The 25,247-nt window shown below is 42.0% G+C and carries 25 protein-coding genes; 12 read left to right on the forward strand and 13 right to left on the reverse strand.

The annotated features are described in order from the left end of the window. Nucleotides 1-124: 124 nt before the first annotated feature. The gene (locus ACFS6H_RS04330; RefSeq protein ID WP_386095582.1) at nucleotides 125-823 is read right to left on the reverse strand and encodes a response regulator transcription factor; all 699 of its coding nucleotides are present in this window, start codon (nucleotides 821-823) and stop codon (nucleotides 125-127) included. Between the two features lie 260 nt (nucleotides 824-1,083). Between ACFS6H_RS04330 and ACFS6H_RS04335 the strand changes: the two genes are divergently transcribed. Further along, the gene (locus ACFS6H_RS04335) at nucleotides 1,084-1,455 is read left to right on the forward strand and encodes a co-chaperone GroES (protein WP_386095584.1); all 372 of its coding nucleotides are present in this window, start codon (nucleotides 1,084-1,086) and stop codon (nucleotides 1,453-1,455) included. 51 nt (nucleotides 1,456-1,506) lie between these two features. Here the strand turns inward: ACFS6H_RS04335 and ACFS6H_RS04340 are convergent, their stop codons facing one another. Continuing rightward, the gene (locus ACFS6H_RS04340; RefSeq protein ID WP_386095586.1) at nucleotides 1,507-1,917 is read right to left on the reverse strand and encodes a hypothetical protein; all 411 of its coding nucleotides are present in this window, start codon (nucleotides 1,915-1,917) and stop codon (nucleotides 1,507-1,509) included. A gap of 254 nt (nucleotides 1,918-2,171) precedes the next feature. Between ACFS6H_RS04340 and ACFS6H_RS04345 the strand changes: the two genes are divergently transcribed. From ACFS6H_RS04345 to namA, 3 genes are all read left to right on the forward strand, one after another. After that, a complete protein-coding gene (locus ACFS6H_RS04345; RefSeq protein WP_386095588.1) occupies nucleotides 2,172-3,716 on the forward strand; it encodes a helicase HerA-like domain-containing protein in 1,545 nt (514 codons plus the stop codon). 92 nt (nucleotides 3,717-3,808) lie between these two features. Further along, the gene (locus ACFS6H_RS04350; protein WP_386095590.1) at nucleotides 3,809-4,321 is read left to right on the forward strand and encodes a hypothetical protein; all 513 of its coding nucleotides are present in this window, start codon (nucleotides 3,809-3,811) and stop codon (nucleotides 4,319-4,321) included. Nucleotides 4,322-4,428: 107 nt separating this feature from the next. Next, nucleotides 4,429-5,493, forward strand: a complete 1,065-nt coding sequence (namA, locus tag ACFS6H_RS04355) for an NADPH dehydrogenase NamA (protein WP_386095592.1) — start codon at nucleotides 4,429-4,431, stop codon at nucleotides 5,491-5,493. A 73-nt stretch (nucleotides 5,494-5,566) separates the two neighbouring features. Here namA and ACFS6H_RS04360 read toward each other — a convergent pair whose 3' ends face one another. From ACFS6H_RS04360 to ACFS6H_RS04385, 6 genes are all read right to left on the reverse strand, one after another. Next, on the reverse strand, nucleotides 5,567-7,612 hold the full coding sequence (locus ACFS6H_RS04360) for a family 10 glycosylhydrolase (protein WP_386095594.1): 2,046 nt from the start codon (nucleotides 7,610-7,612) through the stop codon (nucleotides 5,567-5,569). Between the two features lie 206 nt (nucleotides 7,613-7,818). Then, nucleotides 7,819-8,223 carry a contact-dependent growth inhibition system immunity protein gene (locus ACFS6H_RS04365; RefSeq protein WP_386095596.1) on the reverse strand — a complete coding sequence of 135 codons (405 nt, stop codon included), beginning with the start codon at nucleotides 8,221-8,223 and terminating at the stop codon, nucleotides 7,819-7,821. Nucleotides 8,224-8,344: 121 nt separating this feature from the next. Next, a complete protein-coding gene (locus ACFS6H_RS04370) occupies nucleotides 8,345-8,902 on the reverse strand; it encodes an NADPH-dependent FMN reductase (RefSeq protein ID WP_386095598.1) in 558 nt (185 codons plus the stop codon). An 89-nt stretch (nucleotides 8,903-8,991) separates the two neighbouring features. Then, nucleotides 8,992-9,609, reverse strand: a complete 618-nt coding sequence (locus ACFS6H_RS04375; protein ID WP_386095600.1) for a hypothetical protein — start codon at nucleotides 9,607-9,609, stop codon at nucleotides 8,992-8,994. A gap of 45 nt (nucleotides 9,610-9,654) precedes the next feature. Beyond that, on the reverse strand, nucleotides 9,655-10,173 hold the full coding sequence (locus ACFS6H_RS04380; RefSeq protein WP_386095602.1) for a GNAT family N-acetyltransferase: 519 nt from the start codon (nucleotides 10,171-10,173) through the stop codon (nucleotides 9,655-9,657). Nucleotides 10,174-10,520: 347 nt separating this feature from the next. Beyond that, complete coding sequence (locus ACFS6H_RS04385) at nucleotides 10,521-11,261, reverse strand: DUF2927 domain-containing protein (RefSeq protein ID WP_386095604.1); 741 nt, start codon at nucleotides 11,259-11,261, stop codon at nucleotides 10,521-10,523. 166 nt (nucleotides 11,262-11,427) lie between these two features. Here ACFS6H_RS04385 and ACFS6H_RS04390 point away from each other — a divergent pair, with 166 nt between their 5' ends. Further along, nucleotides 11,428-12,267: a hypothetical protein gene (locus ACFS6H_RS04390; protein ID WP_386095606.1), complete on the forward strand. Its 840-nt coding sequence runs from the start codon at nucleotides 11,428-11,430 to the stop codon at nucleotides 12,265-12,267. 14 nt (nucleotides 12,268-12,281) lie between these two features. After that, entirely contained in the window at nucleotides 12,282-12,938 is a 657-nt protein-coding gene (locus ACFS6H_RS04395) for a hypothetical protein (RefSeq protein WP_386095608.1), read from the forward strand. A 33-nt stretch (nucleotides 12,939-12,971) separates the two neighbouring features. On the opposite strand, the gene ACFS6H_RS04400 is transcribed toward ACFS6H_RS04395, so the two are convergent. After that, entirely contained in the window at nucleotides 12,972-13,670 is a 699-nt protein-coding gene (locus ACFS6H_RS04400; protein ID WP_386095610.1) for a hypothetical protein, read from the reverse strand. Nucleotides 13,671-13,928: 258 nt separating this feature from the next. Here ACFS6H_RS04400 and ACFS6H_RS04405 point away from each other — a divergent pair, with 258 nt between their 5' ends. Next, a complete protein-coding gene (locus tag ACFS6H_RS04405) occupies nucleotides 13,929-16,277 on the forward strand; it encodes an ATP-dependent helicase (RefSeq protein WP_386095612.1) in 2,349 nt (782 codons plus the stop codon). 231 nt (nucleotides 16,278-16,508) lie between these two features. Continuing rightward, nucleotides 16,509-16,742: a hypothetical protein gene (locus ACFS6H_RS04410; protein WP_386095614.1), complete on the forward strand. Its 234-nt coding sequence runs from the start codon at nucleotides 16,509-16,511 to the stop codon at nucleotides 16,740-16,742. Nucleotides 16,743-16,867: 125 nt separating this feature from the next. On the opposite strand, the gene dnaN is transcribed toward ACFS6H_RS04410, so the two are convergent. The 4 genes from dnaN to ACFS6H_RS04430 all read right to left on the reverse strand — a co-directional run bounded on the left by dnaN (nucleotide 16,868) and on the right by ACFS6H_RS04430 (nucleotide 20,595). Further along, a complete protein-coding gene (gene dnaN / locus ACFS6H_RS04415) occupies nucleotides 16,868-17,980 on the reverse strand; it encodes a DNA polymerase III subunit beta (protein WP_386095616.1) in 1,113 nt (370 codons plus the stop codon). Nucleotides 17,981-18,120: 140 nt separating this feature from the next. Further along, on the reverse strand, nucleotides 18,121-19,566 hold the full coding sequence (gene asnS / locus ACFS6H_RS04420; RefSeq protein ID WP_386095618.1) for an asparagine--tRNA ligase: 1,446 nt from the start codon (nucleotides 19,564-19,566) through the stop codon (nucleotides 18,121-18,123). A gap of 173 nt (nucleotides 19,567-19,739) precedes the next feature. Continuing rightward, nucleotides 19,740-20,312: a nicotinate (nicotinamide) nucleotide adenylyltransferase gene (gene nadD, locus ACFS6H_RS04425; RefSeq protein WP_386095619.1), complete on the reverse strand. Its 573-nt coding sequence runs from the start codon at nucleotides 20,310-20,312 to the stop codon at nucleotides 19,740-19,742. A 40-nt stretch (nucleotides 20,313-20,352) separates the two neighbouring features. Then, nucleotides 20,353-20,595, reverse strand: coding sequence for a FeoA family protein (locus ACFS6H_RS04430; RefSeq protein WP_386095620.1), 243 nt, complete (start codon nucleotides 20,593-20,595; stop codon nucleotides 20,353-20,355). A 79-nt stretch (nucleotides 20,596-20,674) separates the two neighbouring features. On the opposite strand from ACFS6H_RS04430, the gene ybeY reads away from it, so the two are divergent. From ybeY to ACFS6H_RS04450, 4 genes are all read left to right on the forward strand, one after another. Further along, a complete protein-coding gene (ybeY, locus tag ACFS6H_RS04435; RefSeq protein WP_386095622.1) occupies nucleotides 20,675-21,100 on the forward strand; it encodes an rRNA maturation RNase YbeY in 426 nt (141 codons plus the stop codon). 427 nt (nucleotides 21,101-21,527) lie between these two features. Continuing rightward, complete coding sequence (locus tag ACFS6H_RS04440) at nucleotides 21,528-22,145, forward strand: hypothetical protein (protein ID WP_386095624.1); 618 nt, start codon at nucleotides 21,528-21,530, stop codon at nucleotides 22,143-22,145. A 75-nt stretch (nucleotides 22,146-22,220) separates the two neighbouring features. After that, on the forward strand, nucleotides 22,221-24,080 hold the full coding sequence (gene mnmG / locus ACFS6H_RS04445) for a tRNA uridine-5-carboxymethylaminomethyl(34) synthesis enzyme MnmG (protein ID WP_386095626.1): 1,860 nt from the start codon (nucleotides 22,221-22,223) through the stop codon (nucleotides 24,078-24,080). A gap of 29 nt (nucleotides 24,081-24,109) precedes the next feature. After that, nucleotides 24,110-25,243: a methionine aminotransferase gene (locus ACFS6H_RS04450; protein WP_386095627.1), complete on the forward strand. Its 1,134-nt coding sequence runs from the start codon at nucleotides 24,110-24,112 to the stop codon at nucleotides 25,241-25,243. The last annotated feature ends 4 nt before the right edge of the window (nucleotides 25,244-25,247 follow it).

Raw genomic sequence — 25,247 nt, forward strand, 5'->3', positions numbered from 1 at the left:
TTAAGAAGTTATCCCCGTAGTCCTTTACAGAAGCGGTTTTCAGGTTGTTATACATTGAAACCCAGTTATAAACAAAAAGGCCCCGTGTTTATAACACAGGGCCTTACAACCTTTTAATTTAATATTAATCCTGCACCACCAGCCTGAAGCCGTTGCCATGGATATTTACGATCTCAATTTTATCATCATCCTTTAAGTACTTACGTAACTTGGCAATGTATACATCCATACTGCGGCCGTTAAAATAAGTATCGCTGCCCCATATTTTTTTCAATGCCTGGTCGCGGGGTAACAGGTCGTTCAGGTGCTCGGCCAGCATCTTCAGCAATTCATTTTCTTTGGGCGATAAAGTTTGTGTATTCTCACCATGTATCAGTTGGCGCAGCTTGGGGTTAAAATGATAGCTGGCCAGGTTAAACTCTTTATTCTCCGTTTCTTTATTTATTTCTTCGTTGCGTTTTAATATTGCTTTTATTTTCAGCAATAATACTTCGCTGTCAAAAGGTTTGGTAATATAATCGTCAGCACCCAGTTTATAGCCCTGAATAATATCTTCCTTCATGGTTTTGGCACTCAGGAAAAACAAAGGCACATCCAGGTCTATATCTCTTATCTCTTCGGCCAGTGTAAAGCCATCCATATTTGGCATCATTACGTCCAGCAGGCAAAGGTCAAATTTTTCACGCTGAAAAGCAGCCAGGCCCAAACGGCCATCACGCTCCAGGGTTACATCATAATCATTTAATTCCAGGTAATTCTTTAACACACTTCCTAAATTCGGATCATCTTCGCATAATAATATCTTGGGCTTCTTTGCTTCCATCTTGTATTGTTTTAATTGTATGACGACAAATAAAGTTAAAGGTTTTTGTGCAGGGAAGAATAGGATTGCAATTTTTTGTTAAAACACCCCTTTATTCCTGTTACAAGATACTTAATTTTTTCCTGGGCCGGGCTTTTACAATGTATGATGGAAGATTTAAGATTTTCTATTTAACGGACTTTCCGTCATTCATCACCCACAATTCATCGCCCCCTCCCAACACCGGAACTTTTGAACTGACGGAACCGTAATTTTGCCTCATGAGAATTACACCCGATAATAAATGGAAAAAACTGGTGATCATTGGCGACCGGATCTTAATAAAACCTACACAGGGGCACGACCGTACCGCCAGTGGTTTATACCTGCCCCCCGGCGTGCAGGAAAAAGAAAAAGTGCAGCAGGGCTATGTTATTAAAACCGGCCCGGGATATGCGATTCCTGTACCGGTGGAAAGCGAAAGCTGGAAAGCCGAAGAGGAGCAGGTGAAATATGTACCCCTGCAGGCCAAAGAAGGTGACCTGGCCATTTTTTTAGTAAGCGGCGCAACCGAAGTAATGTACGAGGAAGAAAAATATTTCATTGTTCCCCAAAACGCTATTTTAATGCTGGAAAGGGAAGAGGATTTTTAATGTAAAAAGAGCAACCGGTTTAGACCGGTTGCTCTTTTTAGTTATTGCTCATTATTTTTTTACAAAATAAAATTTACCTCCGTTCGTGGTAGAGGTGCCGTTACCCCAGCCGCCTTCCATAAAGGTAAAAATATTATTTACCTCTGCCTGCAGGGAATAAGTACCTGACCCCGGTGGTATATAGGTATAAGTACAGGTAAGGGTAGAACCGGAAATAGTATACGTACCTTCTGCCTTAGCCCCTGCCGTAGTATCTGCATTATTGGCCAAAATTCTTGCCGTTCCATTATTGCGTAAAAGTATGGCAAACGGCTGTGTAGGGTAGGCAGTAGTGTTTCCGTATTTACCTGCCCAATAACCCTGGAGTGAGGGTTTATCGTCTTTGTCTTTTTTACAGGATGTGATAAAAAAGCTGGCGCAAAGTGTAAACACCAGTAAGCCGGGAAAATTTTTCGTTTTCATAATAAGGTTTATTTTTTGATAAATTATACCACAAAAATAAACTCCGCTTACCATGGTTAAAATACCATCTTAGTAGTGTTTTTGCAGGCAAATACCCATACAACTATATCCTGTTATACCACTTTTGTAGTATAACAAGGCCGGTTTTTATAGTGTTGGGGATTCCTGTTTATCTCAAAACATTATTTTATTTACTTTTATGCTTATACAGGGGCAATTCCATATTGCCTGTTTTAAATACTTATAACTAATCCATGAGCAATACACAACAGTTTATCGATACGGTAACGGCAGGTTATACTTTTAAAGGCGATAGTCTTCGTTTGGGCACGGCTATGTTAGACGGTCAGGTGATAACCGAAGCCAAGGTAAGCGTACCCTTTAAAACATTGAACCGCCATGGATTAATTGCCGGCGCTACCGGAACGGGCAAAACAAAAACCCTGCAGGTGTTGGCCGAAGCATTAAGCGATGCCAGCATTCCCGTATTAATGATGGATATTAAAGGCGACCTTAGCGGCATTGCTGCCGAAGGTGCTGTTAACGAAAAAATAACCGAACGTTACCAGAAACTGGAGCTGGAATACAAGCCCAGCGCCTTCCCTACAGAACTGCTTACCCTGAGTCATGAAAAAGGTGCCCGGCTGCGGGCCACGGTTACCGAGTTTGGCCCGGTATTGTTATCAAAAATATTAGGACTTAACGATACCCAGGGAGGCCTGGTAGCCATGATATTTAAATACTGCGATGATAATAAACTGCCCCTGCTGGACTTAAAAGACTTTATAAAAGTATTGCAGTTTGTAAGCGATGAAGGCAAGGCCGAGCTGGAAAAAGCTTATGGCAAAATATCCACCACTTCAACCGGTACTATTTTACGTAAGGTTATTGAACTGCAGCAGCAGGGAGCCGACCTGTTTTTTGGTGAACGTAGTTTTGATGTGGACGACCTGATGCGTATTAACAACGATGGTCGTGGTATGGTTTCCATTGTGCGTGTTACCGATCTGCAGGACAGGCCCAAACTATTTTCTACTTTCATGTTACAGTTGCTTGCAGAGTTATATGCTACCTGTCCCGAAGAAGGCGACCTGGATAAACCCAAGCTGATCCTGTTTATTGATGAAGCACATTTAATTTTCCAGGAAGCCAGTGCTGCTTTGTTACAGCAAATTGAAACTGTGGTAAAACTTATCCGTTCCAAAGGCATCGGCATTTACTTCTGTACACAAAACCCCATGGATGTTCCGGCCAGCGTACTGGCACAGCTGGGTTTAAAAATTCAACATGCTTTACGGGCCTTTACTGCTGCCGACAGGAAAGTAATTAAACAAACAGCCGAAAACTACCCGGAAACCCAGTTTTATAAAACAGATGAACTCTTAACCCAGGTGGGCATAGGCGAAGCCCTGGTAACCGTGTTAAACGAAAAAGGTATTCCCACACCACTGGTACATTGTATGTTAGGCTCGCCCCGCAGCCGTATGGACATTTTAAGCGATAGCGAGATTGATGCTTTGGTTGCCAAATCACGTATTGCGGCTAAATACAACGAAGTAGTTGATAATGTGAGCGCCTACGAAATACTGACGCAAAAGCTGGAACAGGCTGCAGAAGCCGCCGCGGAACAAAAACAAAAAGAGACGGAGGCTAAAGAAAGTAAAAAAGCCGCGCCAAAAGAAAAAGGTTTTTTTGATGACCCCGTAGTAAAAAGTATGACCCGCACCGCCGGTAACACTATTGTCCGCTCTTTATTGGGCGCTTTAGGTTTGGGTGGCAGGAAGAAGAAATGGTTTTAACAGGACTTTATTATTATAAATACTCAACCTCTGCCCTACGGGTATTGTTATCCTTACCAAGATATATTAATTTTATACCCTAAAGGATCGCTATGCGGATAACTGTACTTTCTTTTTTATTACTGGTTGTTACAGCGGTTACGGCACAAACACCGTTAACCGGTATGCCCGGCAATTCTTTACAACAATCCATACAGAAGCTGAACAAAAAATGGTCATTCAGTAAATACATAGGTGCATCTACCAGCTTTGGCTTTTTTAATGGTGGTAATGCTTCGGTGTTTTCCGTGCCGGTTGGCTTGCAGCTTAACCGCCAGCTTAATAACAACCTTTATGCTTTTGCCGGTTTATCGGCGGCACCTGCTTATATTAACTTTAACGGCTCGTTTTTAAACAACAATGTTAAGGTAATGCAGCAGTCATTAAGCCGGTATAACCAATTTGCCACTTTTACCCGCGCCGAACTGGGTTTGATGTATGTGAATGAGCAAAAAACATTCTCTGTTTCCGGCAGCTTTGGTGTACAACAGGGTGTTCACCCTTTTTATCCTATACAATCTTTCAATACCATCCAGCCCAGCCGGCAATATAACCTGCAACGGTAATCGTCAACGGATGGCGTTATAGTGCCAACCAAACTTTTTTATGCCTCTGTATGTATTAATAGTCGTACTTATTAAGTACGTTGCCTTTTATAAACTATTTATTACCGATGAGTTTACTTTTTACCCCGCTTAGCTTTAAAAGTATTACGCTTAAAAACCGCATTGTAATTTCACCCATGTGTCAATACTCCGGCACCGATGGCTTTGCCAACGACTGGCACCTGGTTCACCTGGGCAGCCGGGCTTTAGGTGGCGCCGCACTCATTATACAGGAGGCCACCGCTGTAACCCCGGAAGGCCGTATCAGTTATGGTGACCTGGGCATTTGGAAGGACGAACATATTGCGCCACTGCAGCGGATTACAAAGTTTATAACAGATAACGGCGCCATACCCGGTATTCAATTAGCACATGCAGGCCGCAAAGCCAGCTGTGAAGTGCCATGGTTAGGTGGCGGACAAATAAAGGAAGGGCCGCACCACTGGCAAACCGTGGCAGCTTCGGCCATACCCTTCCAGCCAACCGATCATGTACCACATGCATTAACAATTGACGAAATTAAAGCAACCGTTGAAGCCTTTAAAACAGCAGCACAACGGGCTTTACAGGCCGGTTACAAAGTAGTGGAAATACATGCCGCGCATGGGTATTTAATCAACCAGTTCTTATCACCATTAAGCAACCAACGCAATGATGAGTATGGGGGCAGCTTCGATAACCGGATCCGTTTTTTAGTAGAAATAGTGGACGCAATACAATCCGTTTGGCCGGCTGAACTTCCCGTTTTTGTACGCATCAGTGCCAGCGAATGGGTAGAGGATGGCTGGTCCATTGAAGATTCGGTACAACTGGCCCGCGTTTTAAAAGAAAAATCAATTGACCTGATCGATTGTTCCTCCGGCGGAAATGCACCGGCCGCAAAAATACCAGCAGGGCCGGGTTACCAGGTACCCTTTGCAGCCGCAGTAAAACAACAGGCAGCCATACCCACGGGTGCAGTAGGCATTATCACCAATGCCGAACAGGCCGAAGCGATATTAGAGGCCGGGGAAGCAGACCTGATTTTTATTGCCCGTGAATCCCTGCGGGACCCGCATTTCCCTTTACACGCGGCTAAAGTATTGGGCGATGATATTACCTGGCCAGACCAATATGTAAGAGCCAAACGATAGTATCCCTGTCACGATATAATATATTGTTGGCCATGGTTCGTGAGACACGAACCACGACGCACAAACCATGGCACTATTTATTATTCTTCAATACTTTTTTTACTTCTCCTTTTATAAAGCCATTCTGGAAATAAGGATAAATGTTCTTGCCCGGACAGGTAGTTTTTGTACTATGATCGCGGTGGGTAGAGATGGTTTCAGGTGAGATCTTGTATTTGATACAAAAATGGGCGATCAGTTTGGTCAATACTTCCTGCAGTTGTGGTGTAAATGGCTGTTCCTCATAATTACCTAAAAAACTGATCAGCAGGTGTCCCGTTGGGTCATACTCCGTATTGGTCTCTCCAACCGTTAGCGGGTCACGCCCCTCGTATACTGTTCCATCGGGTGCAATTAAATAATGATAAGGGATATCGGCCCATTTACGATCCGGGCCCATGCTCCAGGTTTGTACATTTTTTAACCTTGTGGCGGCGTTGGCAGTATCGGCCAGCACTTTACCACCTTCATGGTGCACAGTAATCCTCACCGGCGTATGTTGTTTATACGGTTTGGCTGTAGCGGCCTGCCAGCTGCTGCGGGGTTGGATCAATACATGGTTTAAGGACGGTTCTGCTTTTATGCTCTCATTACCGCTTCTGTCCACAGCCGATACGGCAACGGCATTTAACCGTAGTTTTCCTTCCTGCATTTTTAACACCAGAATTTTATCCTGCTGGTTTAAAATTTTATAGCGCCAGTTATTGCCGTATTTATAATAAACTACCCACTTAAATACATCCTTTTCATCAGTGTGTGACCACTCTAGGGTTACCGTTTCGGTTGCGGGTGTAAGGTTAACGGAAGGGGCAGCCGGAGCCACCGCATCTAACCAGCTGCTGGCGGGCACCAGGGCGGGTTGTTTGTAAGGCCCCTCGATCAGGGCTTTGGATAGTGCCGGGTTTTTAGTAACGGAAGAAATACTCCAGTGCACCACCCCGCTGCTTTGCGGCATCATGCCCCGGGTGATCATAATTTCATTCATTATTTCGGTGGTATTGGCCGCAGAAGTATCACGTCCCACACTAATGCCCGGCCACAGGTGACGCTTCATTGTGTTTTCGCTGTTCCACCAGCCCAATAATACCGGGAAGCTTTGTGCATAACGGTTGGTTGGCCAGTACAGTTGGGGCGAAAAATAATCGATCCAGCCTTTATTCAGCCATAATTTTGCGTCGGCATATAATTCTTCGTATTGGTCAAAACCCTGTACCGACTCAGGATATCCGGGCCGCCAGATACCAAAAGGACTCAGACCAAACTTCACCTGTTTTTTCTCCTTCTTTATTTCATCGTATAACCGTTCAATAAAAGTATTTACGCTTTGTCTTCTCCAGTCGCCGCGGGATAGCTTACCGCCCTGTTGCCGGTATTGTTTCCAGCTCACACTATCAGGAAAGTCTTCATTTTTATTATATGACGCATAGGGATAAAAATAATCGTCAAAATGTACCCCGTCAATATCATAACGTTTTACAATATCCATTACTACATTCACACCATGGTCCTGTGTAGCTTTCAACGACGGATCAAACCACCAGTATCCTTCTTTTAAATGCACTACCATCTCCGGTTTTCTTTTTACTACCGAGGTTTCGGTTACCGGCCCGCCGGATACATGATGTGCCCGGTAAGGGTTTAACCATACATGCAGTTCCAGCCCTCTTGCATGGGCAGCATCAATCCAGAACTGCAGGGGATCATAAAAAGGTTCAGGTGCTTTACCTTGTGTACCGCTCAGGTAGTAGGACCATGGTTCCAATTCACTTTTATATAAAGCATCCGCTTGTGGCCTTACCTGAAATATCACTGCATTAAAATTGTGTGCCTGCAAAAAGTCCAGTAAGGTGATAGCTTCCTTTTGTTGCTGCTCTGTGGACAACCCCGGTTTACTGGGCCAGTTGATATTGGCTACCGTTGCTACCCAGGCGGCACGGAACTCACGGTTTACCTTAGGTATACCGGTAATATTTGTTGACGGTTCTTGTACAGAAGTGGCAGTGGCTTTTTTACTCCCGGAGCAGGATATAAAACTGAATACATAAACAGCGCTGATAGTAAAGAGCAAGAATCGGATCATATACGTGGATTAAAATATGAGCGATAAATTTACTATAAATTATGTGGGGCGCTTATAGGTATAGGCTAATGAGCGGCATATTTTTGATTTATTTTAAACACAATGCCTGTTCTTTCGGACAGAAACAAAAATTCTTCTTATTAATTTTTTTTTACCGCAGATAACCGCTCATGATAGGATCGGGCGTTCATTGTTACCTGTGTTCTTTAACGATGGACGCTTCGGTAAAACTTTGTTGTATCAAATTTATGTGAATGAATTTCCTCTCTTCTATGATCAATTAGATTATATAGTCGTTGCCAGTATTCCCTGTTATCGTTCCAAAATACTGTATCAATTTCCAGTACATTTTTTAAAAGATCTCCCTCAAAAAAATCACCTGCAGCAAACAGGTCTTTTGTTAAGATATCAAGGGCTAATGGAATTAAATATGTTAAGCCAATTTGTTGGCCGATCATCATTCTTATATCTTCTGTTGAAAATTGATCTAACGGGAGTTTTCTAAGTGCATGACACCGTTTTATCAGCATAGTTGTATCGACCGGGTCCGGCCAGACGTTTTTTTCAAGGACCTCCAATGTCTTTTGCTGCCAGTTTTTTTCAGGTTTCATTACCTGTAAAGTAAATATTTTTAAACCGCAGGTAATAAAAATTATTTAAAGCCTGTTTTTCTTTTCCCTTTATTTAACATGGTTTGGCTAAATACCGGGCTAAAAAATATGCCGGGAGGGGTTATCCTGCATTCCGCTCAAACCATTTTATATACGCCCCTACCGCTTTTTCAAGCAATGCTTTTGTATCCTTGTTTTTTATATTTCCCTCTTCATCAAACAACTTATTTACCTCCGGTATATATACCTCAGGCTGTTGCATGGTAGGCATGTTCAAAAAAACAAAACATTGCCTTAAGTGATGATTGGCGCCAAAGCCTGAAATACTGCCCGGTGAATTACTGAAGATGGCTGCGGGTTTACCTTCCCACACACTTTTACCATAAGGTCGGGAACCGATATCAATGGCATTTTTTAATACGGCAGGTATGGAGCGATTGTGCTCAGGCGTAATAAATATAAACCCGTTTATGTCTTTTATGGTATTACGAAATATTATATACGATTCAGGAACTTTATTATCGTCATCAAAATCCTGGTTATATACCGGTAGATCTTCTAACGAAATGGTAGTGAAGGTATAGCCTTCAGGGGCCATCAACAATAAGGCATCCGCTATTTTTTTGGAGAAAGATGCTTTACGTAAACTGCCTGCTATTAATCCGATTGTTTTACTCATGGTATCATATTTTATAGTTAATCAATACAATGGGTAGCCGGTTGTATTGAATACAAATATTAGTCCATTATTAAATGCAGGCTATAAAATCAGTTTTCTACCACATAGTAATTTATTTCTAAAAAACGGTTGGTGGCCGTCTCCTCATCTTTTTTTGCTTTCACCTCTTTTATTACGCCTCCTATACGGATATACTGTTGCGGTAGTTTTTCCTTTCCCTTTTTATGTGCAATAATAAAAAGTTCATCCGCCTGCTGGTTACGGATCTCGTATAAATCATAGCTTTCAATAATGGGTATCATGGTGAACGCTTTTCCGGCGGGTACAAGAATAAACCCGTTAAGCTTGGTCGTTGATTCGCTCAGTGCCGGTACACCACTGATCACAACATTGGTGCCTACCAGTTCTTGCAGGTGGGTAGAAGGCACTTTAATTTCCGATGGTTTGAATTTATCATAGGCCTCTTTCAGGGCCGGATCAAACTTTGATCGCAGGTTTGCTTTTTCCGTTTCGCTCAGTAAGGATATAGCCAGTTCTAAAAATAAGATGGTTTGCTGCGGTTGAAAGAAAACACCGGCCACTTTGCCTACCTCCTGGGGAGTAATAATATCATCGCTGGCTTTGGTAAAAACATTATAAAACCTTCCGCCATTATCCAGGCTGGCAATGGCTTCTGCTTCGTTTTTAAAAGGAATTATTTTTTCCATCTTAGATAATTTTGATATTACAATATAGGGCAACAGGTTTATTGATCATAGCTTCAGTTTCATCATGATATCCGTTTGTATATCATTGCCCAGTTTAAAAAGATGTTTATCAAACGGCACAAAGCCGTTTTTTTCATAAAACCGGATAGCCCTGGCATTTTCTTCCCAAACACCGAGCCACACATACTCTAAACCGGCTTTCCGCGCAACCTGTATGGCTTTTTCATATAATAACTGGCCTACTTTTTTTCCGTGAAAGGCCTTCGCCACATAAATGCGTTCTATCTCCAGCGCCCGGCTATCCTTTAACTCAGTTTGTGAAGCGCCGGTATTTAATTTTAAATACCCTATCACCTCTTCATCCTGTACCGCAAAGTAAAACGCGGCATCGGGGTTGTTTAACTCGGTGGTTAACTTTTCTATGGAAAAACTTTCTGCCAGGTAACGGGCCATGTTCTCTTCCGTGTTAACCGCGGCAAAAGTTTCGTGAAAGGTTTGTGTACTGATTGTTTGTAACTGATCAATATCCTGCAGGCCTATTTTTTTTATTTCAATATGTTCCATGTTCGGGATAAATTACAGGTTGTTCTTCTAAATGTTTTATCCATCCTGAATTATTTCTTTATTTAAGAGCCTGTTGATAAACCTGCTCTTACAAAAGTTTATTCATGTAGTCTTCCTGTCTATTTTTAGTAGATAGCCTCGGCTACCCGGTTATCCAAAAATAAACCGGTAAAGCGATACAAAAACACGAGGGAATAAGAACCATAGAAAACAAGCCGGTGATATATATTGCAACAGCGGTTTCTGCGAATATGAAAATCCTGGAAGTTTGCTATATAGTGCCGATATTAAATACAGTAAATAATTATGCTAAACAGCTCCCCTTTACTCATCAGATAGTGTTGAGCTTATAAAGCTTTCACTATTTTATCAACCTGTTCCTCGCCCATACCCTCTTTTATCAGCGGGTTATACAGTAATTGGATCATTCTTTTATCAAAGGGCGTATAATTAAGTATATAGGGCATAAGAGTATAATAAAACAAAACCGTATAGATGCCTGTCAGGGTAGCATGACCGCGAAAGCCCAAAGAGTGCATTATTTCGTGATGAACAAGATAGCGCTGAACAGGAATATTATCTTTTGCCCTCTCCATATCAACAAACACAGAACCGCTTGTAAGTGTTCCTTCTTGCTGCCGGAGGTAAGATAATCCCCCATAAGTTGAGTTATATAAGGTTGGCGCAGCATCTGGTTCCGCCATCAGATAGGTATTACGGTCTGTGAAAAAAATCTGTACGTTTGATTCGCTCCGCACGTTGGTACGGGTTAACACGAGGTTCGTATCCAGCAACGAGTTTATTTCTTTCAGTACCGCATCTACTTCCTGCGTAAGATAATCATACTGCGTATCTACAATATAATACGCTACTTTTTTAGGCCACTTGTTTATAATTCTCAGGGCCGAGCCATATATGGCCATTTGTTTGAAAACAAGCAGATCATCGCTGGAATAAGTTCCGCCAACAACTTCTCCCGGTCCCCCGGTAACCGGAGGTGTGGAAGCAGCCGGCTTATCTTTTGAGCAGGAAAAAAGAAAACAGCTACTTAATATAATTAAACTTCCAATAAACGCTCTTTGTATCATTTTATTTGTGCTATCTGTAAAATAATCGCCTTGCTAACTAACTGGAACAGAGCCGGTTTTTACGTTTATTCCCTTTAAATGGCAATTGTCAAATTTACTAAAAACTGTTATATGAAGCTCATCACTTCTGTATCTTTATGCTAACTCCCCGCAAAGAATTAACCCAATGAACACAACCCTTTCCATTGAGATAGACCAAATACAACAAGTTTTTCAGCAATTTAACCTCTCCGAAGAACAGGCCCTGCGGATTTATTATCATGAAAAAGAAAAATCAATTTTTCAAAATAATCTCCATTTTAGTTATTGGGAAGAAGCCGATCATGACCTGCATTTTTTCAGATCTGTTTTAAAAGAGGAACAGTTCCGGCAATATGAGCAACAATTAAAAGATAAAATACTACATCACGAACATGGATTGGCAGTACAGGATAACGACAAACAAAAAGAAATAGCTTATTACAAGGAAGTACTGGATTATTATAAAACCACCTTGTTGCCGGCTCTTACTGATCTCCGGTTTTTTCCTTTTTTCGGCCTGATATTTTCCGAACGCTCTAAGTATAACTATTTACAATCCGAGTATAAAAAATTTGTACAATATACCCGGAAGGACATGCTGGTACATCATTTCCGGAATTACCGGCAACTCATGCCTAACCAGTTAAAAGTTTCGCTGTTAAGCCATTCCCTCCATTTTTATTTGCCCGATTATTCTTCTTTTCGCGATCAAATGGATATTCCAACAAAAAGCATGGCACAGTATTTTGAAGAGAAAGTTTGCCGGGTAGACAAAACGTCAAAACAAGCAATCGTTGATATTATTGCTGAACTGGATGTTTTTACCAATAGCATCTATCCTAATTATTTCGAAGAATCCTGCGGCTGGCATGTAGATATTGGTATAAGTGAAGAGGATGCAATATTGAACAGTTTAATGTCTGTATTGTTAATAGATAAAGACCATTATGAAGTTGATAAGTATGATATTTATTCTCTTCATTAAAATATTCCCTGTACATGCGCACCATACACCAGTATCTTGACAAATACCCCATTGATCCCCGCAGCGAAAAACTCATTGTAGGGACCATTCACCCGCATGCGCATGAAAAGTTTGTGCTTCCTTTTTTTTATGGTAATGTCAGCAGCCTTTGGTCCATATTCAGCGATGCGTTTCCGGATGAATTAAAAAAGCCGGTTACCCTCGAAGGTGTTTTACAATTCCTGCAAAACCATCGTATTTCCATGAGCGATACCATACTGGTGTGTGACCGCAAAAAACCAACCGCCCTGGACGAAGATCTTATCCCCCTAGAGTTAAATACAAATATTGTGGAACAGGTACGGCGGTCCAATATCAATGAAATATTTTTTACCAGCGGTTTTGGAAAAAACGGGGCCTTCCGTTTGTTTTATGAAAAAATACTGGGGCTTAAAATAACGGCACAAATTAAACAAGAGAGGGAACTGGTACTGGACAAAAGTATATTCGGCCGGCCTGTAAAGCTCATTATTTTATACTCGCCTTCCGGCGCATCCAATGTAGGGCTATCCCAAACAAAGTTGTACCAGGAAAGTAAAGACAAGTTTTCAAAATCGGCCAGGCCGGTGTATGATTTTAAAGTACAGTACTACCGTCATATGTTCGCTAAAAAACAGGGCAATCATTGCTGACCGCCCTTAATGTAAACTAAAGCTTAATGGTGATCAGGTATGACTTAATCTGGGATCATCAAAATAATCATTCACCTTGGTGGGGTTATTCTTGAACAACTCTCCCAGTAAAACTCTTTCTGTTATTTTATTTCCCGGGCTGTCCTCGTTATAAATATTTACAAATAACAGCCCGTTATCACTTATTTCAATGGCCGCTGTTTCACCATCAGCCTGCCGGCTGTCCAGTTGTTGCGCGATGGTAGCATCGGTTCCGCTATATTCAATGGTATGGCAGGTGGCATTAATATGGTGACTTTCTGCGCCGTCATAAATACTAACTGATGTTAACACAGCATAACTAAGATCCTTTACATGCATGGTTATTTTCGTGCCGCCCGGTAAAATAAAACTGCGTTTGTTCGTCAACCGGTCTTTTATGTGTTTGCCGTTAAGGTTTTCATGATTACCACTCAGGTCTCCCGAGGAAACAATGCCCCATAATTCCAGGTTATAATGCGGATAGGTATCATGCTGAATTTTAATAGTGTTTTTTAAGTTGATGGTAATGGTCCAGCCATCGGCTGTTTTATATACAAAGGGAGCGGCAGCCGAAGCCTGGCTTAATGACCCTTTTGCAGGCACCGGCTTACAGGTGCCCAATTCCGGCCCTTTATTTTCCTCTTTATTTTTTTTGCAGGAAAAGAGAACAAGGACTATAAACAGTAGCGGGTACAGGAAATGCCTTTTCATATTATTTTTTTAAATACATCGTAACCACTATCAAAACATCATCATCCGGTGCCGGATCAAAAGTTTATGGGGTTGAAGCCAAAGGGCTGCCCGATTGGCAGCAGTAGCTGCAACGGTGGTGGGGGTGTGAAAGGCCGTTGCACTACTGCCAAAAGCGGGAACTGCAGCTGATCCGTGTTACCAAAGCCGGGAGCCCCTATTTTTTCACAAAAGCATATCATTTTTCAGCACACGGTAATGATGGTGTAAATTGCACCCATGCAGGATTATTTACAAGGATTGAATGACAGACAACGTGAAGCGGTAACACATATTAACGGCCCCATTATGATTGTTGCCGGCGCCGGCAGCGGTAAAACAAAAGTATTAACCACCCGTATTGCGCACCTGATGGCTCAGGGGATAGACTCTTTCAATATACTGGCGCTGACCTTTACCAATAAGGCGGCTAAGGAAATGAAGGAGCGTATTGAAAAAATATTGGGCAATAACGAAGCCCGTAATTTATACATTGGTACTTTCCACTCGGTGTTTGCCCGTATACTCCGTTTTGAAGCCGATAAAATTGGTTACCCCAACAACTTTACTATTTACGATACGGATGATGCCAAGAGTGTGATCAAAACTGTATTGAACGAAATGAACCTGGATGATAAGCAGTATAAACCCAACCAGGTGTATAACCGTATATCCGCGGCCAAGAATGCCCTGGTGGGTCCGCACGAATACATGAACGATTATGCCTTGCAGCAGGAGGATATGCGAGCCAACCGCCCGGCCATGGGGCAAATTTATGCGGCCTATGCCCAGCGCTGTTTTAAAAATGGCGCCATGGATTTTGATGACCTGCTGATTAAGTTTTATGAGCTGCTGAAAAATGTGCCCGAGGCTTTACACAAGTACCAGCATAAGTTTAAGTATATATTAATTGATGAGTACCAGGATACCAACCCCGCCCAGTACGAAGTAATAAAACTGCTGGGCGCCATGCACGAAAATGTTTGCGTGGTGGGCGATGATGCACAAAGTATTTACTCCTTCCGCGGTGCTACTATTCAAAATATTTTACAGTTCCAGAAAGATTATGATAATGTAAAAGTGGTGATGCTGGAACAGAACTACCGCAGTACACAAACCATATTAAATGTAGCCAACCAGGTAATTGGTTTTAACAAAGGGCAGATTGAAAAGAAACTGTTTACTGATAACAGTACCGGTGAAAAGATAAAACTGATCCGTACGGCCTCGGATAACGATGAAGGACGTTTTGTAGCCGATACCATACAGGAACAAAAATTACGCAACCACTTTAATAACCGTGATTTTGCTATCCTGTACCGCACCAATGCCCAGAGCCGGGCCTTTGAGGAAAACCTGCGCCGTATGGGCATTGCTTATACCATGTATGGTGGCACCAGCTTTTACTCGCGTAAAGAGATAAAGGATATGGTGGCTTACCTGCGTCTGCTGGTTAATACCAATGATGATGAAGCATTGAAACGTGTTATCAATTACCCCGCCCGTGGTATTGGTAAAACAACCATTGATAAACTTATTTTAGTGGCCAACGAAAGCAACCTTTCTTTATGGCAGGTGCTGGAACGGGCCAGGGAAGCAGGTTTCAGGGCCGGCACTTTAACAGCGCTGGAAGATTTTGTGACCATGATGAAAAGTTTCATGAGCATGTTACAAAAAAACAATGCTTATGATGTAGCGGCCCATGTGGGTAAACAAACCACTATTATTAAAGAACTGTTCAATGATAAAAGCACCGAGGGTGTGGCCCGTTACGAGAATATTCAGGAGTTACTGAACAGTATTAAAGAATGGACCGAAAGCCCGGACAATGACGAAGGAGAACTGGTAGATAAAAGCCTGGGCGCTTACCTGCAGCAGATCACCCTGCTGACCGATGCAGATAATAAAGACCCCAATGCGGATACCGTGAAACTGATGACCATTCACGCCGCCAAAGGACTGGAGTTTGAATGTGTATTTGCAGCCGGCTTGGAAGAATCGCTTTTTCCCAATGCCATGGCCATTAATACGCGTGAAGAACTGGAAGAAGAACGCCGCCTGTTTTATGTAGTGGTTACCCGGGCTAAAAAAAGATTATGGGTTTCCTACGCCACCAGCCGGTATAAATTCGGTTCACTGGTACAAAATGAGCCCAGCCGTTTTATTGAAGAAATGCCCGCCGAGCTGGTGGACAGGAGCTTTGCCGGTGGAGGTGTATTAAAACAAACATCGGGCTTTGGTAATAAACCGGCTTTTGAACGTATGAACAAGGGCAATGCCTGGAGCAGCGCCGGGCAGGCAGAAAAAAAATACGGTCCGCCGCCTGGTAAGGAAAAAACCAACCCATCGTATATTGGCGCAACACCACCCGCCAATAAAGTAGTAGAACATAAAGCCAGTGAGGACTTTGCCGCCAGTGATACCGCCGACTTAAAAGCGGGACAAAGAGTAGAGCATTTAAAATTTGGCTTTGGCGAAATTTTAAAAATTGACGGCAGCGCGCACAACCCCATGGCTACTATTAAGTTTGAACAAAACGGTGAAAAAAAGATACTGGTAAACTACGCCAAGCTACGGATAGTAGAATAAAGACATCCTCAACCCCTCCGGTACGGAGGGGTTTTTTATTACAGCAGTTTTACATGGTTTTCCCCGTTTTATCCACTATAAATAACAGAAAATCGTACAAATACGACAATATTCCAGGTATTTGTGCTCAATTATGCACAATTTTAGGGGCGCTTTTTTGTAATTAATATCTATCGGCTGTAGTTTTATATGGTAAATCCAAAGATTAAACATTCTTAAAGCCAATATTGTATGAAACCAAATCCGCGTCGTATGCGCAAGATTTTTAATTTTGTCGCCTTCAACCTTTTATTTTTTGCCCTTTATTTAAATTTCATTCATAAAGACCAGGACAGCTTACCGGTTACTACTGCTATTACCGTTAAAAAGACCAATACACAATTAGTGGCTAATCCTGAAATTTCAAAAGATAAAGAATTGAAACAGCTGGTACTTGAAAAAAATACTACCGCTGTTAACCAGTAATATTTCTCATGCAGTGTTTAGTTGATCGATCCCTATTGTGTAAGCATCAGTGGGGATTTTTCTTTGCATAAAAAAATCCCGGTGTCAGGTAACACCGGGATTTTATATTTTAAAAGTTATATTGCTTAGTTCAGCATCAAAGGCATTACCAGCATTAACAATTCTTCATTTTCATCCTGCTCGGTAGGTTTAATTAAACCTGCCTTGGTTGGCGTGCTTAATTCCATGTTTACATCTTCCCCTTCCGAAGCGTTCAACATTTCTATCAGGAATTTTGCATTAAAGGCAATCACCAGGTCTTCGCCATTGTAGGTACATTTCATTCTTTCATTACCTTCAAAGCTAAAGTCAATATCCTGTGCAGTTAACTGTAACTCACTACCACTAATGCTTAAAGCCACCTGGTTCGTGCTTTTGTTACTAAAAATGCTGATACGGCGTAATGCACTCTGGAAATCACTTTTGTTCACTGTTAAACGGTAAGGATTGTCAGCAGGTATTACCACTTTATAATCAGGAAAACGGGCATCAATTAAACGGCAGCTCATACGGGTTGTACCATGTTGTACAAACAGGTGATTGCTGTTGTAGTTAATCGTCAGTTCGTCGTTATTATCAGGTATAGCCGCTTTTAATAAGTTAAGCGGTTTGCGGGGTACAATAAACGAATCGTCCTTTGCACCTTTTACATCTTTACGTTTATAACGTACCAGGCGGTGTGCATCGGTAGCAACAAACTGTAAGCTTTTTGTTGTCAGTTCAAAAAACACACCCGTCATAGCCGGGCGCAGGTCATCGCTGCTGGTAGCAAATAATGTTTTGCTGATAGCTGTTACAAGGGCCGTTGCGGGCATAGTAAAAGAGGCGGTATCGTCAGCCGTTGGTTCTTTGGGGAAGTTATTGGGATCTTCACCCATTACCTTGTACTTACCATTATCGCTGGTAATTTCTACGGCATAGTTTTTATCAATATTAAAGGTAAGCGGCTGGTCAGGTAAATTCTTTAAAGAGTCTATTAAGATCTTTGCCGGTATACAAACCCTGCCACTGTCTTTGGCTTCCACTTCCAGTTGTACACGCATCACTGTTTCCAGGTCGGTAGCAACAACCGTTAAAGTATTGTTCTCAATTTCAAACAAAAAATCTTCCAATATGGGCAATACAGTATTGGTGTTAATTACACCCGAAATATGTTGTAATTGCTTTAATAAAGCTGAGGATGAGGCGATAAACTTCATACGTTAATAGATTGTGGCGAAACTACATAAAAATTGTTGATTTTATAACAAGCTTCACAGAAAGCTGAAAGCGAAAAAACTGTATTCCCGCAAAGCCTGCATACCATATAAAACCCCTCTTGCGGAGGGGTTTGGTATTATTAAAATTCTGCACTTTTCGGTGTTCTTGGGAAAGGTATCACGTCGCGTATATTGGTCATGCCGGTTACAAACTGTACCATCCGTTCAAAACCCAAACCAAAGCCGGCATGTGGTACGGTACCAAAGCGGCGGGTATCCAGGTACCACCATAACTCATCTACCGGCACACCCATTTGCTGCATACGTTCCGTTAATACGTCCAGGCGTTCTTCCCTTTGTGAGCCACCCACAATTTCACCAATACCCGGGGCCAGTATATCCATGGCTGCAACTGTTTTACCGTCATCATTCAAGCGCATGTAAAACGATTTTATCTCCTTGGGATAATCGGTCAGTATCACCGGTTTTTTAAAATGTTTTTCCACCAGGTAACGCTCGTGCTCACTTTGCAGGTCCATACCCCAGCCCGTAATGGGGAACTGGAATTTCTTTTTCTTATTATGGTTGCTGTTGGCCAGAATATCTATGGCTTCTGTATAAGTCAGGCGTTCAAATTTATTGTTCAGCACAAATTCCAGTTTCTCAATCAGGCCCAGCTCGCTGCGTTTATCCTGGGGTAATTGTTTCTCCTCGTCGGCCAGGCGTTGCGCCAAAAACTCCAGGTCGTTACGGTTATTATCCATTACATATTGTATCAGGTAATGAATAAACTCCTCGGCCAGGTTGGCATTATCCTCCAGGTCGTTAAATGCAACTTCCGGCTCTATCATCCAGAACTCGGCCAGGTGACGGGCCGTGTTGGAATTCTCCGCCCGGAAGGTGGGCCCAAAAGTGTAGATCTCACCCAGGGCAGTAGCGCCCAACTCCCCTTCCAGCTGCCCGCTTACGGTAAGGTTGGTACTGCGGCCAAAAAAATCTTCTTTAAAATCAATCTGTCCATCCACATCTTTTGGCGCAGTACCATCCACCGGTAAAGTGGTTACACGGAACATTTCACCCGCACCCTCTGCATCGCTGGCAGTAATAATGGGTGTATGCAGGTACACAAAGCCTTTATCATTAAAAAACTTATGCACTGCAAAGGCCAAGGCATGGCGTACCCGGAACACTGCACCAAAAGTATTGGTACGAAAGCGGAAATGTGCTACCTCACGCAAATACTCCAGCGTTGGTTTATTACGTAACTGGATAGGATACTTCTCCGCATCACTATGCCCTAATATTTCAATAGTATCGGCCACCAGGTCCATTTTCTGGCCCTTGCCTAAAGAAGGAATAATTTTACCGGTAACTTTTAACGAAGCCGATGTGGTGATCCTTTTCAACAGGTCATCATTAAAACTACCTAAAGTAGCCACCACCTGCACGGTATCATTTGTACTGCCGTCATTCAATGCTATAAACTGGTTATTTCTGAAACTGCGTACCCATCCCATTACTACTACTTCCTGGCTGGCTGGTTCCAGCTGCAGCAAATCTTTGATCTTCGTTCTTTTGTTAAACATATAACCGTTTTTTAAGGAGGGCAAAGATAATATTAAAGTTCAAGCCGTTCAATGGTTCTCTGGGAGTTTAAGATGAACCTAAAACCGGAGTATTTAAAACACTTATTAATACGAAATATTTCGTATTAATAATATTCAAAACCTCCTTCCTTATACCTTTAACCTTATCCCTTTTACCTTTTATAATATCCTGTACGTTCTATCTCTTCCCGTACGGCATCTGGCAAAAGGTATTTCACCGATTTATTCTCTTTTATTAATGTGCGGATGGCAGTTGCCGATATCTCCAGCAAAGGCGCATCAGCAATCTGTAAGTCAGCGCCTATAGCATTATCAATGGTAAAACCCGGGCGGTTATATACCATAACAGGGAAGTGTTTAATAATATATTCGTAGTTATGCCACTTGTGCAGGTTTTGAAAACTATCCCCGCCCATGATTACATGAAAAGTATAACCGGGGTGTTTCTCCGTTAAGTGGGCCAGGGTTACCGAAGTATAGGAGGGTTTGGGTAAACCAAACTCCACATCCGATACCTTCATGCGGTCGTCCTGTTGTATGGCCACCCGCAGCAGGTGCAGCCGGTCATACTCGTTTAATAAAGTCTTGCTTTCTTTAAAGGGGTTTTGTGGCGATACCACAAACCATATTTTTTGCAGGTTGGTGGTATTTAATATATGATTGGCAATGATCAGGTGACCTATATGTATGGGATTAAAAGAACCGAAAAACAAACCTATATTCATTCCGCTATTTTATAACAATTATATGCTTTAATGAAATCTTTTAGTTCAGCTTAATATTACCCACCATTATATGCATGGCTTCTTCTTTACGTAAACTCAGGGTATAGCCCGATACAGATACCACAATAGGGTCACCCAAAGGTGCAATCCTTTCCATAGCAATAGCTTCCCCCGGGGTGCATCCCATTTCCATCAGCTTTAAATACATGGTATCGTTATCTGTCACCAGCCTGGTAATTACTGCCTGCTGCCCGGGTTTTAAAGTGGTAAGTACTTGCTCCATTGCTTATGTATATCTTTACACAAAACTAAGGCTTCGGTACAGCTTTCAGTTACTATTTCAGGAACATTATCAATACAATATGCAAAAGATATACTTCTTCTTTCAACACCCCACCACCCTGCGCAACCGTGGTAACTTAAAAGCCTGCATAGCCCATTTATTTGAGGTAGAAAAACAACCCCTTGAATCCTTAAACTTTGTGTTTACCAACGATGAGGAATTACTGACCATTAACCAGCAGTACCTTAAACACGACTATTATACCGACATTATCACTTTCGACCTGGCAGCAAAAGGGCAACCCACACAGGGCGATGTATATATCAGCGTGGAAAGAGTAAAGGACAACGCCCGGCAATTAGGCATCTCTTTCTACAAGGAACTGCACCGGGTAATATTTCATGGTGCTTTACACCTTTGTGGTTATGGCGATAAAACAGCCAAAGAAGAAAAGAAAATGCGGGAAATGGAGAATAAATACCTTGACCTGTACTTTACCAAATAAGATCCAGGGGTATACAATACTATTATACCCTTATTTTTTGCTCTCTTTTATCCTTCCAACATAATAATACCTTTTTATATTCTCTTTCATCTATATACTGTATACTTAATACTATATACTCTTCCCCTCACCCGGGGCTCTCAACTTCACCTCCACCCTCAGCTTCAGTCCCCGCTTTCCGTTACAAGTCCGGCACAAACCCAAACCACCAACCTTCACCGGGCTTTCCACTGCAATCGGGCAGCCTTTCTGCTACACAAAGACTTATAAGTTTCTTTTAAGGTATTATTTTAAGGGTATTAACTAAAAGCATATTATCGGTATAATATTAAAATAAAGTGGCGTTAACAGGGTCATTGTTTCACATGACACTGTTTCAAGTTGAAACAGTGTCATGTGAAACACGTATCTTTACACAAACATTGTTATGAAACCAAGAAAGAAATACCAGAAACAGGAAGATACGCCTGAACAATTGCATGTACGGGAAAAGAGGAAATGGCAGATTAACCTTCGTCGATATGTATTAGAGCAGAATCCTTGTATTGAATATGCCCCCTACTTCGGTTTAGACAGTAATAATATGCGCTCCTGGTTTCAATACCAGTTTTCTCCTGAGCAAAACTGGGACAATTTTGGACAAGCCTGGCAATTCGACCACCTGATCCCCGTGGCTTATTTCGACTACCACAATGAAAAAGATATGAAGCTTTGCTGGAATTTTACCAACCTCCGTGTAGAATCGATATTATTGAATAAGAACAGGGGGCATCGCCTGGATGTATTAGCCGCTAAATCCTACTTTCAAAAGCTATATGATACCACCGGTTACTTTATGTGTCGGGAATTATTGGCAAAAATTGATACTATCCAATTATCCGAGTTTGTTAGTACCCAGGCACAACAGGAGTTTATTAATACCCATAAGGATTACCTGGAAATGATACAGGACTATTCCACCTTTGAATTTGAACTATTAAACAGCGGTAGAACAGTGGAACAGGTAAACCAGGAAGTAAACTTTCTTAAAAACTTTAAACCCTGATAGATTGTTTTACATAACCTAAGTGTCAATTAACCCCATACCTATAATATAACAGGTATTACTACCTTTGCAACTATGTTTCCAGAATATGATATAATTGTTGTTGGAGCAGGACATGCAGGCTGTGAAGCCGCCGCTGCCGCTGCCAATATGGGTTCAAAAGTTTTATTGGTAACCATGAATATGCAGACCATTGCCCAAATGAGCTGCAACCCGGCTATGGGTGGTATTGCCAAAGGACAAATTGTGCGAGAGATCGATGCCATGGGTGGTTATTCCGGCATTGTTACTGATAAAAGTATGATCCAGTTCAGGATGCTGAACCGTTCCAAAGGACCGGCCATGTGGAGCCCCCGTACCCAAAACGACCGCATGTTATTTGCCGCTACCTGGCGGGAGATGCTGGAACAAACACCCAATGTAGATTTTTACCAGGATATGGTAAAAGGACTGGTAATAAAAGATGGCCGTGCCTGTGGTGTGATCACTGGCCTGGGACATGAAATAAAATCCAAAGCAGTAGTATTAACGAATGGTACCTTTTTAAATGGTATCATTCATATTGGCGATAAAAACTTTGGTGGTGGACGTGCTGCAGAAAAAGCGGCTACCGGCATTACAGAACAACTGGTTTCCCTGGGCTTTGAAAGTGACCGTTTAAAAACCGGCACTCCTCCCCGTATTGATGGCCGCAGCCTGGACTACAGTAAAATGGAAGAACAACCCGGTGATGAAGAAATAACCGGCTTTTCCTTTTTGGACATTCCAAAACCTGAAAAACAAATCAGCTGCTGGATCAGTTATACCAACCAGAACGTACACGATATTCTGAAAACCGGCTTCGACCGCAGCCCCATGTTCACCGGCAAAATTGATGGTGTTGGTCCAAGGTACTGCCCCAGCATTGAAGATAAAATAAACCGCTTTGCCGAAAGGGAACGCCACCAGTTATTCATAGAACCTGAAGGATGGAATACAGTTGAAATATATGTAAATGGTTTCTCCACTTCATTACCCGAGGAAGTACAATACAAAGCCTTACAGATCATTCCCGGATTTGAGAATGTAAGAATATTCCGCCCCGGCTACGCCATTGAGTATGATTATTTTCCACCTACTCAATTAAAAAACACATTAGAAACAAAATTAATATATAACTTATTCTTTGCCGGACAGATAAATGGTACAACAGGTTATGAAGAAGCTGCCTGCCAGGGTTTAATGGCAGGTATCAATGCCCACCAGCGTGTGCATGAACTGGATGAAGTAATACTTAAAAGAAGTGAGGCCTATATCGGCGTGCTCATTGATGACCTTATTACAAAAGGAACCGAAGAGCCCTACCGCATGTTTACCTCCCGGGCAGAATACCGTACTTTATTAAGACAGGATAATGCCGATTTACGATTGACTGAATTAAGCTATAAACTTGGCCTGGCCAAAGAGGACCGGATGGATAAAGTGATACAAAAGCAAAATGATATTGAGGCCATTAAAAAACAATTACATGATATTGCTCTGGAACCAGGCCAGGTAAATCCCTACCTGCAATCACTGGACTCGGCCCCTATTCCTGAAAAACAAAAAGCGGATAAAATATTATTACGCCCATCTGTAGATATTCATAGTTATGTAGCAGCTGTAGATAATTTGCAGGATCTTAAAAAATACCCGGATGAAAATATGGAGCAGGCCGCTATCCAAATTAAATACGAAACTTATTTACAAAAAGAAAGAGAACTGGTAACCCGGATGAGCCAGCTGGAAGATCTTGAGATACCTGATATTTTCGACTATAAAAAAATCACTTCCCTGGGTAATGAAGCCAGGGAAAAATTAACAAGGGTAAGACCGAGAACCCTGGGCCAGGCCAGCAGGATATCGGGTATTAATCCAAGTGATATACAAATACTCATGGTATTCATGGGCCGGTAATATTTCAGGCAAATAATAAATAAACATCAATGTCCAAACTTCCGGCAACCGGTACCAATATATTTACTATTATGAGTGCCCTGGCCACCACACACCAGGCAATTAACCTGGGCCAGGGATTTCCCGATTACCAGATGGATGCTACATTAGTAAACCTGGTACATACCGCTATGCAGGAAGGGTTTAACCAGTATGTTCCCATGTCCGGTTACACCCCTTTGTTGCAAACCCTCGCCAATAAAATTGAAACACTATACCATCATCAAATAAACCCGGCAACAGATATCACCATTACACCCGGTGGTACCTATGCCATTTATACAGCGCTGATCAGCATACTCCACCCCGGCGATGAGGTAATTGTTTTTCAACCTTGTTACGATAGTTATATTCCCAACATTATTATTAACGGAGCTATACCTGTTTTAGTTGATCTGGAATTTCCTGGCTTTACCATTGACTGGGAAAAAGTAAAATCAAAAATCACCCATAAAACCAGGGCAATTATTATCAACTCCCCTCATAACCCTACAGGTACCATTTTATATGAAAATGACCTGCTGGCATTACAACAGATTATCCTGGATACCAATATTATTATTATCAGTGACGAAGTATATGAACATATTGTTTTTGATAATGAAAAACATGAATCGGTTTTAAAATACCCGGAGCTGGCTAACCGCAGTTTTGCGTGTTTTTCATTTGGTAAGGTTTTTAATGCCACCGGTTGGAAACTGGGATATGCAGTAGCGCCACAGCATTTAATGAACGAGTTTAAAAAAGTACACCAGTATAATGCCTTCTCCTGTAATTCTCCTATGCAGGTAGCCATTCATCACTATCTGCAGCAACCGGATAGTTACCGGCAACTATCCACTATTCAACAACAAAAAAGAGATTATTTTAGCGAGCTGATCAAAACATCAAAGTTCAACCTATTGCCAAGCAAAGGCAGCTTTTTTATTTGTGCAGATTATAGCGGGATATCAACAGAACCGGATACCCAATTTGCCATACGCCTCACCGAACAATATAAAATTGCGACCATTCCTCTTTCTGTTTTTTATGAGAACAAGACCGACAACAGGATCATCCGTGTTTGTTTTGCAAAAAAAGAATCAACGCTGCAACAGGCAGCCGAAAAAATATTAAGTATATAAAACA

The organism is Terrimonas rubra (assembly GCF_042686025.1).
GTDB classification, from domain to species: Bacteria; Bacteroidota; Bacteroidia; order Chitinophagales; family Chitinophagaceae; genus Terrimonas; species Terrimonas rubra.